The organism is Paenibacillus turicensis, from assembly GCF_050461185.1.
GTDB lineage: Bacteria > Bacillota > Bacilli > Paenibacillales > Paenibacillaceae > Fontibacillus > Fontibacillus turicensis_A.
The window spans coordinates 113972-125298 of record NZ_JBCMOR010000008.1; the positions used below are offsets into that span (position 1 = coordinate 113972).

The window sequence follows — 11327 nt, forward strand, 5'->3', positions numbered from 1 at the left end:
TATTTCCCCCTTTTCCCTTTAAAATTATACACAAGTCATTTTGAAATGAAACTATTTTTTAGGCTCTACATAAAAATTAGTGGTTGTCAACAATGGAGATGGAAGGCTCGAGACAGAGGGTTCTTCCGATCGTTGTTAAAACCAGATTTCATAATTGATAATTTTGATTGTAAAAATCTAGTTTTAAGAGACAAACATTCCACTTCTCCAGAATCCCTCTGTCCCTTCGCTAGCTTGGGGTGGTTGTCAACCACTAATATAAATAAAGAGCCAATTTTTATCCATAGAATTTTCGGATTAGGAGTTTACATTATGAAAAAACTAAAACATATTCATCCGTTAGCTTGGACCATTATTATTGGAACCATGTTTGGGCGACTCGTTACCTCAATGAGCATCCCGTTCTTATCCATTTATTTAACACAAACGCTTGGCGCTTCTCACGCACAAACTGGGATTACTGTCGCCGTTAGCTCTTTAGCAGGTGTCTTAGTTAGCTTCTATGGCGGATATATCTCAGATATTTTTGGACGAAAAATCGTTATGCTTGCCTCCGCGTTTGGTTGGGCTTGTGTTTTTGTAGGTTTTGCTATTTCAAATGAGCTGTGGGCATTTTTTGTTGTGAACACGTTAAATGGGTTATGTAGAGCTGTATTTGAACCGACCTCACGTGCATTGTTGTCTGATGTAACACCAGCAAAAGATCGATTACTTGTATTCAATATGCGATATGCAGCGATCAATCTTGGTGTCGTGTTTGGACCAATTATTGGTCTACAGTTAGGGTCAGCGAAGTCTACATTTCCTTTTTTAATTGCAGGTATCGTTTATGTTGTTTATGGCATTGTCTTATATATGCAGTTTAGAAAACACGGTGCAAGCTTATTAACGCAAGCAAATCCATTGCAACAATCCCAACAATACCATCAAAGACAGGCACCTTCTCTCAAAGAAGCTATAACGACAACAACGCAAGACCGTGTATTTTTGCCCGTTTTGTTAGGAACCATCTTTTGTGTGTTAGGCTATGGACACTTTGGTTCTACACTTGCACAATATCTAGCATCTAACCCCAATTTACCAAATGGAGATCAAATTTATTCTTATATGCTGTCATTAAACGCGGTGGCTGTGCTTGTTGTTCAATACCCTATTGTACGAAAAGCAAGCAAATTCCCACCTATTGTTCCATTAATATTAGGTAACATCTGCGTAGCCTTTAGTATGCTTTTGTTTGGCTTAGATGGCGGCATATTGCTTCTTATGTTTGGAGTTGTCATCTTTACAATTGGCGAGGTACTATTGTTCACGATGATGGATATGCTAATTGATTTCATTGCGAAGCCGGAATTTAAGGGCACCTACTTTGGTACAATCGGCTTTAACAATTTAGGCAATGTGATGGCTCCAGTGCTAGGAGGGTTACTGCTCGATCAATATGGAAATCAAGGTCTTGCTGTGTTTATCCCACTTATGCTAACCACTATGTTGGGTTTACCTTTTCTGATCACTGCCCACAAAAGGCTTAAAAGTAGGCAATCCTCTAGCTAGGCATAATTTTATTTATAAAAAATTATAAACAAAAACAAGACTCATTTAAGCGATATCAAGCTTAATGAGTCTTATTTTATAGTTAAAACTTAGCGTGTGCCGTTTTGATATCCTGAAGGATTTCTATCCATCATATCCATGTTGTTCATATTCATGTTGTTATTCATACGGTTGTTCATTCGATTATTACGATAATTATTCACGCCCATATCATTATCACCATTGCCGAATGGGAAAATGCGATTCACGAGACGTTCAAATCCTGTCATTGTATCTTGAATCACATTACCACCACGCGAATTTGTTGAATAACCTTCAACTTCATTCATGAAGCTTTCATCACTTGAAATATACACGTTTTGTACGACCTTATTGGATCTTTTGATCAAACGAGTAATTTCATCACGCACATTTTGAGGCACTTGATCTTGGTTCATTCCCATCCCAGTCCCCGTACCCGTACCGTTATAGCTATTCATACGAGTATTTCCAGAATTCCCTCTTCCAGTCATATCATTCATCATGTTACGACCTGTATTACCTATGTCATTTACAACATTTCGTCCTGTGTTTGCCACTCCGCCTACAATATCACGGCCAGTATCAACTACACCTCTGCCAACATCACGACCTGCTCGGCCAATATCCCCCGCAATGCTGTTTCCTCCACGATTTCCATACATATTGTTCATATCTGTCGTACCGTTTAAGCCATAGCTATTCGTGTTACTACGATTGTAGCTATTCGTGCGGCTAGTGTTGTTATTTTCCATTAACCGAACAGCGACATATGCATCACGATCTGTTAACACGACATGTGCAGCTCTAACCCCTGGAAGCTTAGCAACTTGAGTGCTTAATGCACTGCTAAAGCGCATTGAGCCAATATGGTGATACCCAGCATTATAACGTCCAGCTTCATTTGTAGAATAAGGACGCATATGGTTTTGATCATTTCTTACATTTTGCGAACGAATGTTACTCTTTGCATTCATCCCGCACCCTGTCATCCCCACAACACTTGTTAACAAAGCAGCAGATAAAGATAAACGAAGAAATTTACTTACGTTCATTGTCTCATCAGCCTTTCCTATTGGTTTATGAAATCATTATTTCGTCCTTAGGATGTCTGATTTTCAATGAACACATACAGGAAAACATCACCGCATCCTCCAAATGCCCAATCAACACGGGTTGTGTTAAACATACGATATTTCATATGAAAATTAATCCGCCAAACTTCATTTCTACGGCTTTTTCTTGGGCTTAAAATTTACGAAGTTTAGCTAAATCGAGGGGAGGAATACAGAAAATGAAACGAATCCTCGTTACAGGAGGGGCTGGGTTTATTGGATCACATCTTGTTTCAAGCCTAGTTCAGTTAGGCTATGAGGTTCATGTTATTGATAATTTAAGTACAAGTGCATCTCTGATGGTCCATCCAAAGGCTATACTCCATGTTCATAATATTGCGCAATTAGATACGATTCAACGAATTAAAACGATACAACCTGAAATTATTTATCATTTAGCCGCACAAGCCGATGTACAAACCTCAATATTATCCCCAACTCATGATGCAGATACGAACATTCGTGGAACTTTGCATATTTTAGAGTATTGTCGGGAACATTGTAATACAACAAAAGTTATTTTTGCTTCAACCTCTGCTGTTTATGGACAATTACAAAAAGAGTACATTACAGAGACTGATCCTACAGATCCCATTTCTTTTTATGGCTTATCAAAACTAACCGCTGAAGCATACATTAAAATGTATCATGATTTTTATAATATCCCATATACAATTTTGCGCTTTGCCAACGTATATGGTCCTGGACAAACTGCAAAGGGAGAAGGTGGTGTCGTTGCCATCTTTATGGAGCGCTTAGCAAAATCACTCCCACTACTCATTCATGGTGATGGAGAGCAAACTCGCGATTTTATTTACGTGGGGGATGTAGTGCAAGCACTATTGGCTGCGCACAAAGGGGATACCGCCCAAACCCTACATGTCAGTACCGCCAAAAAAACTTCTATTAATACACTTGCTAAATTAGCCAACGATATTCACCAAAATTACAGTGACATTGTTCCTATATATCATCGTCCAGCAAGGGAAGGCGATATCAGGCATAGCTGCTTAAGTAATACTGCGATTTGTAAGCACCTTAAGTGGCAGGTACGATATCCAATTGAAAAGGGTCTTGAATTAACATACGAAGCAAAGAGGCTGGGACATAATCCTGCCTAAAGACAAAAAAACCGATGGACGTTTACAATAGTAAATGTTCATCGGTTTTCGTTATTTTTAACAAAGAAAGGACACCTTCTAATAAAATTGAGTTACCACACCAAATCCAATCAGCTATATAACGAGTTACTTGAGACCAAGATTATCCCAGAAATTGAAAAGGAAAGTGTAGAGCAACTTTCAGTCAAAGAATTAACTCAAATGACTGAGAAACTGGAAGAATTTGTGCAGGCGTTTACGAAGGAAATTGAACAAACTGACCAGGTAAGTGAGCGTAAAAAGCTACGTAGCAAACGAAAGCTTCCCAGACAAAGCGTGAAGAAAATTTGGAATGGATTTCACGTAAACGCAAATATGAAAAAGATTTTAAAACTTTTGGTGAACGCAATAGTTATTCAAAGACAGATCCAGACGCGACCTATATAGGTATGAAAGATGATTATATGAAAAACGCTCAGCTCAAAGCAGGGTAACAATATTCAGATCGGAACCGAAGGGCAATATACGCTTGCTTACAGCATTTTTCCTAATCCCACGGACACAAAAACACTCATTCCGTTTCTGGATCAGATGGAAAAGGAGTTTGTTACTTTACCGAAACATATCTTTGCAGATGCGGGTTATGGAAGTGAATAGAATTACGAAGATATTTTGTTGAAACGCGAACGTATTCCATTGATTTCGTATTACCAATTCCGAATGGAGCGAAAGAAAAAGTACAAAAAAGATCCTTTCCAAACTGCAAATTGGGAATATGATACCCAGGAAGATACATACACGTGCCCCAATGGTAAAAAGCTGCACTTTCGCAACGATTCAAATCGAACAGATAAGCGTGGCTTTGGGCGTCAATTCAAAGTGTATGAGTGTGAAGACTGTAGCCATTGCCCCCTACGTTCCCTGTGCACGAAGGCAAAGGAAGGAACGAATCGAACACTGAGTGTGAATGTGAGATAGGGTTTGCACTCATGGCAGTAAATTTAAGAAAAAATCTAGCAAAAGGGTAATCTCTCTTGTGAATTTTAAAAAATAACGTAAAAAAAGTGAAATCAAAATTGCGATTTCACTTTTTTTCTCTAGAAGCCTAGGTTATGTCCCAGCCTCTATTAAAATAAGTTAACTTTTTATATGCTAAAAATTATGTTTGACTAGGTAATGAAATTTTAACATCCCTGCTCCAAGAACCATTTACTTTGGCCCCAAGTTCATAACCTTCAATTGTTAGTCCAAGCAAATAATATCCATTGACTTTAAGTTTAAGAGTATCACCGCTACCATAAGAGTTATCTAATGTTTGTTTCCAATCGATGCCTGTGTTTACACCCGTTAGGTAAGAATCTGTTGCAGTCACGGTATTAATTGAACCGTTTCCCTTACTGTCATACCTAAATGTAGCTTTCCAAACAATGTTTTTCCAGGAAAATACATTACCTATAGCTGGAGACCACCATGATTCTGTACCAGAATCAAAAATAGAAAATAGCGAAATAGGGGAGTCTTTTGAAAGTGAATTGTTCAAGCTTTCCTCAGTTTCAGATGATTGTAGTTGAATAATAAAAGCTTCAAATTCCTTCACTGAATCAAATTTTAATTTTTCTTCAGTGTTTGATGAATTTTCGGGATGTGTAATTTCAATGTTGTACTTTTTACTTAGCTGTTCCAGTTCTGAAACTAGGGTAGAATTATCTGTAACTCCTGAAGCAAAGATAGGTGTAACAAGCGTAAGTGACATTGTTGCAGCCATAATTAAAGATAAAATTTTTCTTTTCATAATAATTGCCTCCCATGAAATTTATTAATTACAAAATATTGTAATTTTATGAATAGTTGATTAAAATAGAATTGAGGTGATGATGTTGAGAAAAAAGAAATTCATAATCGTTATGGGCAGTATACTATTGTCCCTTATGACTGCACTTGTCGGACAAAACCTAAACAAGTTCGGATTTCCATTCCCTTTTATGTTTTATAAAGGAGGACACATGGAAACTTTAGGCCAGTCCTATGAAATTATTATGTGGGATAATTTAAAACATGTACTTTTTCGAGTTGATTATTTTACATTAAATTTTCTTTTGTTTTATGTAGTTCTAATGTTGCTAATCAAAGGTATTGAGAAGATTAAGCGTTAATACGGAAATCACCACCATCCTAATAATATTCTTTAAAATAAATATATTACCATTTAATCCTATCATTTAATCTTGAGGTATTAAATAGATTTATATATAATTATTTACACTTTTGTAAACGGATAGCAAATCTAATCAGCTTATGTAAAATAAAAAACGGCGCGAAACTACTAGCACCTAGGGGGTTCGTGTCGTTTTAAAGTCCGTAAAGGTATATCTTTTCAAGCTGCCAAATAAAGATCCGAAACAACTCCTTAAAGGTGTTGATAAATTATTATAAACAGATTTTTTATACCTTTATAAACATTTTTGGGGGCTTTATGAGGACATATTCAAGAGAATACGGTTATGCTAGGGTGTCCACGAAAGACCAGAATGAGGATCATCAGATTTCAGCGCTCTTGAACAGGGGATTCCAGATGAGTATATGTTTATTGATAAGGCAAGCGGAAAGGATTTTCAACGTCCAGAGTATCAGCTTCTCAAGCGTGTGTTGAGAGAAAGTGACACTCTATTTGTGAAGTCTATTAATCGTTTTGGACGGAACAAGCAGGAGATTTTAAAAGAGTGGCAATGGCTGATCAATGCGAAAATACATATCGTGGTGATCGACATTGCCATACTTGATACGCGTAAGTACCAGGAACTCGAGGGTATTGGCAGCTTATTATGGATTTAGTCCTTCAGATATTGAGCTGGTTAACTGAAGAAGAACGCAAGGGAATTAAACAGGCGCAAGATGAAGGAATTGCTGAAGCTAAGAAAAAAGGGAAGCACCTGGGGCGGCCGCAGATATATTTGAATACGTTAACGGTTAGCCAACGAGCTTTACTCAATAAAGGGTATGCTGAGTGGAAGGACGGGCTGCTAACGGATATTTTAGGCTCAATTTTCTTTGCAATCCCCGTTATTGTTACTATCTGGATTTTAGACTTAAACGAACCACAACCAATTACCTTTCTTCCTAACATTATTTTTTTATTTTCGAGCTGTTATGGAATCGAAATACATTAGGGAAACAAGGCGCTATTTAGTTTCAAATACTGTGACTGTTATATCATTATTATTTACTATTTTTTTACTATTACTTCGCATTTTGTAGATCTATCTTTGAATTAACTTGTTTAGCCTAGCCTGATCGAATAGCCGGTACTTGGTTAGCTCCATGCTGGTAGAACTAAAATAGAGGCTTAGGTTATGTCCCAGCCTCCTTTTACTATAGCTTTATTTTATTTTAGGCTAGATTAACTCCACCACTTCATTACTCAATAGTTCCTGTTAGGAAGTAATCTCCATTAATGATGGCGCGTCCCTCCGCAGAGCGTACTGTTAAATAGTACTGCTCCACTCCTATGCTACTATCCGTATCTGTTATAACTTCTTTATGTTTTGCTTGACCAAAACAAGTTTCTAACGTCCAATATATAATAGGTCCTTCCACAGAACCACGTCTAATCATAATTTCCATTTCTCCTGTATCCCATTCATCAGGTCTAGTCCATTCAATAATATATTGCAGCTTAATTTTATCGCCTTGGCTGATTGGGCTTAAAGTTACAGAGGTTAATATTAGCTCATTTTCTCCAATCGAGATGTTGCCATGTTCATATTTCCCTGCCCCTGTACGGTGTTGATATTTCATTTAGAATTCCCCCAATTAAATTAAATTTGGTTAAAGCGTATTAAGCATATGAATAAATTGCTTACAATACCTATCTATACTAAATGCATGGCACACGTGTTGATGTCCATTTACCCTAATATGGTTTCTATATACATGATCGCCTATCAACTGACTTGCCTCTTGCACAGCTACTGAGATCTGACCTAACGGATATACTTTACCAGTTACATTGTGAATAACGGAGGAAGAAATCCCATCAGAACTTGAGGTCATAACAGGACAAAGACAACTCATTGCCTCTAACACAGACAACGGTGCCCCCTCAACCTTAGATGTCAGACATACTAATCCACCTGAGTCCCCAATCATAGAATAATAGTATTGCATTTCCATATTAGGAACATTGGAGAAAATATGAAGAGAAGGATGTAGATTAAGACTATAGACCATGTTCATTAGTGCATCTCTTTCTCCTGGCATCGCTAGATTTGCATCTTCATACATCCATAAAACTAAGTCTGGAAAATGATCTTTTTTTAGCATATAAGCAATCAATATAAACTCTCTCCAATTTTTATTGTCTTCCAATCTACCTACCCAAGCCAAAATGGGACTGCTAGGCTTCTCTAATACATGATGGGTAAATGACGTGCTGTCAAAGCAATTGTTAAAGGAAAACTTAGGAATGTTCGGATAAACTTCATTGAAAATTTCGGTGATATGTGGCGTATTGGGATTAAGTAGTGCAGCTGCATGCGTATTAATAGTTGAGCTCGCTTTCCTTAACTGTTCTCGTGCGATTTCCTTAGAACCATAACCTTGGATCTCAAGAATAAATTTGCCCTTATATCCTAATCTACGGAAGCGTTCAAAGCAGTAATGATCTGTTGTTGCTACAATAAAATCATATTTTCCTTTTTCAAGAATTTTTTTAATTTCATTATCATCGTTAGAAATATAGACAGGGATGTCTCCATAATTTTGAATTCCCGCGCCCCAACTGTAATACAAACAATCTGCCTTAATTCCAAACCTGCGTAACCCAAGGCAACGATTTCGATTTAATGTATCTACACCTCCACTTGGAACAAAAAAAACGAATAGTACGTTCACACCTGCACCCCCAGGTCTCAATAGTCTCTTTGCATCTGCTCCTGTGTATACACAGCTAACAATTGTCCTTGATCACGGCACCTTAAATTGATTACAGTTTCATAATAATTATTTGTATTTGTAATCACCATTAATTTGAAAAACAAATATCCTGTTCTAATTCCTTCTATATTAATGGGTACTCCTGATGGTAAACTGTACAATCCCTGATAAAACACCCCTTGAGGTCCTACAACTATAATTAGAACTTCATACGGTGACATTCCTATATTCATTAGCTCTACATCTATACTTTCGATATAGGGTGCATACAAGCAGCTAGGATCATCTACCGTTTCGATCTGAAAAATAGACATGTCGTACCTCCTTCATCAAATTCTGACATACAACATAATATGCATATAGGCGTGTAGTGTAAGGGCACATCCAACCATTATACCTGCCCATTTTTAAGAAGGATGAGACCAACTATCCATACCAAATCTTAAAAACTAGCATTTACTATAGTATGGAATGAGAAAGGAGTTGATTGTATGCAATGGTCTGAGCTTAAAGGTAACTATGATGCAATATTTAGCTTAGGTGAACTTTGTCTTACTTCCATTCAATTAGAGAAAAATGGTTTACGTCCTTATGCTGGACCTATAGATTGGATGGCTTCTTATGACTTAAAGGATGTCAATCGGTTAATCCAAAGCCGCTTTAAAGGATTTATGGATCTGGAGCATCTTAGTGTCGTAAATAAGGCGAGTGATAAATTATATTTAGTAAAAGAAAACTATTACAACATTTTTTCCAATCATGATTTTTATACGCATAAAAACTCATATACTGATTTAGCTGCTTATCCTGAAGTTAAAGTAAAATATGATCGAAGAATCCATCGTTTTCTTGAAAAGATGATGACCAGCCGTAAAATATTGTTTGTTCGTGTTGGCGGTTCTATGGAGGATGTTGCTGCTTTACAGGAAACGCTCTCTAATATAGTTGTACATGACTTTAGTATTTTGTTAATCAACCATACTCCTGTAAATCAACCAACAGAAGTGCCTTGTGAATTAAATAAAGTTTGTCATTTTCATTTCCCAGAATTCGACATTTGGCGGAGTAACGATCATTGGTGGTCTCAGTTATTCAGTGAAATTTATTTTTTGGATGAATAAAACTAAAATAGAGTGATGAAGGGACTGCCTCCAAAAGTTATCTTTTTCGAGAGCAGTCCCTTGCTTTATTGCTTTGCTATATTTAAAACTTCATGATCTGGTAACTGATAATGATCTGGTAATGAGGCAAAAATTTGATTCCATACAATGTAATCTACCTGTAATTCTGGTGTAGAAATTTGTGAGCTAAAAATTCGATTATACAAATCACAAATAACGAAAGGCCCCTCCATATTCTTATCTCCTCTACTATACATTTATGAGACTAGAATAAACGTTTAATAACCGATGAATCATATTCTCCATTGACCAATGCTCTTGTGCCCATATCTTCGCATTGTTGCCTAACGTATTCCTAAGCTCATCTTGTGCTAATAGTAGATGCAAGTGTTGGGATAGTGTAACAAAATCCTGTACTGGTGATACTAAGCCAGTTACGCCATGCTCCACCATCTCTGGCAGTCCACCTGCTGAGGATACGCAAACTGCCACCCCTGCCATCTGCGCTTCCATAACAGAAAAAGGTTGATTATCCTGTAAACAAGAATGTACAAATATATCACACTGCATTAGCATTGCAGGTACATCCTGCCGTTCACCCAAAAATAACACGTCATTTTGCAAACCTAAGTTAACAACCTGCTGCTCTAGCTCCCCTCTTTTATTTCCATCCCCCACAATCCAGCAGACCCAATCCTGACGTTGTGCTTTTAATAAACCTAATGCTGAAATTAATACATCAATTCCTTTCACAAACACAAGACGTGCAGGACAGATGATTACCTTTTTGCCAACCGGCTTTTGTACCTCACAAGGAAGTGAGGCTTCATTCCAAAATTTTTGTTGATCTAACCCATACTGAAATACTTGAACTCTTTCTTCTGGGACATGAAGCTCATGAACAAGCTTATTTTTTTGCCATTGATTAGCGGTAATGACCGGATAGGCAGATAACGAAGCATGATACTCAAGGCTAGGGAAATACTTCCACGCATCACTTTGCTGGTTGATCCCTAACTGAGGATTTAGATTAAAATGATTATGGAATTCTTGGGTAACTGAGCCGTGAAAATGAGATAGTAATGGTTTGTTTTTAGGCTTCACTCTTGCAAGTGCTCTAGCTGAAAAGATATCCTGCGTATGAATAACGTCATACTCATCAAGTCCAAAATAAGCAGCAGAAAGCTCCAACATATAGCGATCACGTTCATAAAAATCTATAAAAGGATCTACACTAATTTTTGAGCTTACATTTGCTCCTAACTTCGCTTCTAACATGGGCTTTAAATGCGCTTTGGATAACTCTTTTTTATTGTAGATAATAAATTTTGAGTAATCTGAACTATTTCCTAATATATCTACCTCATGCCCCATCGCCTCGAGATAGTGCTTAATATCATTCATGAATTTCCATACTCCACCAACGTGAGGAATCAACCAATAGGTCGCCATTAAAATCTTAATAATGATTCCCCTCCCATTCTTTGGTA

At 37.2% G+C, this 11327-nt stretch carries 14 protein-coding genes and 1 pseudogene; 8 read left to right on the forward strand and 7 right to left on the reverse strand.

The genetic code is table 11. From position 1 onward, the window contains the following. Nucleotides 1-312 precede the first annotated feature (312 nt). Nucleotides 313-1551: an MDR family MFS transporter gene (locus ABE099_RS14030; RefSeq protein WP_430031747.1), complete on the forward strand. Its 1239-nt coding sequence runs from the start codon at nucleotides 313-315 to the stop codon at nucleotides 1549-1551. A gap of 89 nt (nucleotides 1552-1640) precedes the next feature. Here the strand turns inward: ABE099_RS14030 and ABE099_RS14035 are convergent, their stop codons facing one another. Beyond that, entirely contained in the window at nucleotides 1641-2624 is a 984-nt protein-coding gene (locus tag ABE099_RS14035; RefSeq protein WP_430031749.1) for a YhcN/YlaJ family sporulation lipoprotein, read from the reverse strand. 239 nt (nucleotides 2625-2863) lie between these two features. Between ABE099_RS14035 and ABE099_RS14040 the strand changes: the two genes are divergently transcribed. Both ABE099_RS14040 and ABE099_RS14045 read left to right on the forward strand, forming a co-directional pair. Next, nucleotides 2864-3805: an NAD-dependent epimerase/dehydratase family protein gene (locus tag ABE099_RS14040; protein ID WP_430031751.1), complete on the forward strand. Its 942-nt coding sequence runs from the start codon at nucleotides 2864-2866 to the stop codon at nucleotides 3803-3805. A gap of 33 nt (nucleotides 3806-3838) precedes the next feature. Then, nucleotides 3839-4753, forward strand: a pseudogene (locus tag ABE099_RS14045) (transposase); the annotation flags it as partial. Nucleotides 4754-4943: 190 nt separating this feature from the next. Here the strand turns inward: ABE099_RS14045 and ABE099_RS14050 are convergent. Next, nucleotides 4944-5576 carry a hypothetical protein gene (locus ABE099_RS14050; RefSeq protein ID WP_430031753.1) on the reverse strand — a complete coding sequence of 211 codons (633 nt, stop codon included), beginning with the start codon at nucleotides 5574-5576 and terminating at the stop codon, nucleotides 4944-4946. Nucleotides 5577-5787: 211 nt separating this feature from the next. Between ABE099_RS14050 and ABE099_RS14055 the strand changes: the two genes are divergently transcribed. The 4 genes from ABE099_RS14055 (at nucleotide 5788) to ABE099_RS14070 (ending at nucleotide 7039) form a co-directional block, all read left to right on the forward strand. Then, nucleotides 5788-5937, forward strand: a complete 150-nt coding sequence (locus ABE099_RS14055) for a hypothetical protein (protein ID WP_430031755.1) — start codon at nucleotides 5788-5790, stop codon at nucleotides 5935-5937. Between the two features lie 427 nt (nucleotides 5938-6364). After that, a complete protein-coding gene (locus ABE099_RS14060; RefSeq protein WP_430031756.1) occupies nucleotides 6365-6616 on the forward strand; it encodes a recombinase family protein in 252 nt (83 codons plus the stop codon). Further along, nucleotides 6607-6951 (forward strand): hypothetical protein, encoded by a 345-nt coding sequence (locus tag ABE099_RS14065; RefSeq protein ID WP_430031758.1) that lies wholly within the window; start codon nucleotides 6607-6609, stop codon nucleotides 6949-6951. The genes ABE099_RS14060 and ABE099_RS14065 overlap by 10 nt, the downstream gene beginning before the upstream one ends. Then, entirely contained in the window at nucleotides 6932-7039 is a 108-nt protein-coding gene (locus ABE099_RS14070; RefSeq protein WP_430031760.1) for a hypothetical protein, read from the forward strand. The genes ABE099_RS14065 and ABE099_RS14070 overlap by 20 nt, the downstream gene beginning before the upstream one ends. 159 nt (nucleotides 7040-7198) lie before the next feature. On the opposite strand, the gene ABE099_RS14075 is transcribed toward ABE099_RS14070, so the two are convergent. The 3 genes from ABE099_RS14075 to ABE099_RS14085 are packed head-to-tail and all read right to left on the reverse strand — an operon-like array spanning nucleotide 7199 to nucleotide 9030. Beyond that, nucleotides 7199-7579, reverse strand: a complete 381-nt coding sequence (locus tag ABE099_RS14075; protein WP_430031762.1) for a hypothetical protein — start codon at nucleotides 7577-7579, stop codon at nucleotides 7199-7201. 30 nt (nucleotides 7580-7609) lie between these two features. Beyond that, on the reverse strand, nucleotides 7610-8674 hold the full coding sequence (locus tag ABE099_RS14080; protein ID WP_430031763.1) for a glycosyltransferase family 4 protein: 1065 nt from the start codon (nucleotides 8672-8674) through the stop codon (nucleotides 7610-7612). Nucleotides 8675-8691: 17 nt separating this feature from the next. Next, nucleotides 8692-9030 (reverse strand): hypothetical protein, encoded by a 339-nt coding sequence (locus tag ABE099_RS14085; protein WP_430031764.1) that lies wholly within the window; start codon nucleotides 9028-9030, stop codon nucleotides 8692-8694. A 177-nt stretch (nucleotides 9031-9207) separates the two neighbouring features. Between ABE099_RS14085 and ABE099_RS14090 the strand changes: the two genes are divergently transcribed. After that, complete coding sequence (locus ABE099_RS14090; RefSeq protein WP_430031765.1) at nucleotides 9208-9837, forward strand: DUF1796 family putative cysteine peptidase; 630 nt, start codon at nucleotides 9208-9210, stop codon at nucleotides 9835-9837. A 65-nt stretch (nucleotides 9838-9902) separates the two neighbouring features. Here ABE099_RS14090 and ABE099_RS14095 read toward each other — a convergent pair whose 3' ends face one another. Together ABE099_RS14095 and ABE099_RS14100 are read right to left on the reverse strand one after the other, a co-directional pair. Continuing rightward, nucleotides 9903-10070: a hypothetical protein gene (locus ABE099_RS14095; RefSeq protein ID WP_430031766.1), complete on the reverse strand. Its 168-nt coding sequence runs from the start codon at nucleotides 10068-10070 to the stop codon at nucleotides 9903-9905. 16 nt (nucleotides 10071-10086) lie between these two features. Beyond that, nucleotides 10087-11289, reverse strand: a complete 1203-nt coding sequence (locus tag ABE099_RS14100; RefSeq protein WP_430031767.1) for a glycosyltransferase family 4 protein — start codon at nucleotides 11287-11289, stop codon at nucleotides 10087-10089. Between the last annotated feature and the right edge of the window lie 38 nt (nucleotides 11290-11327).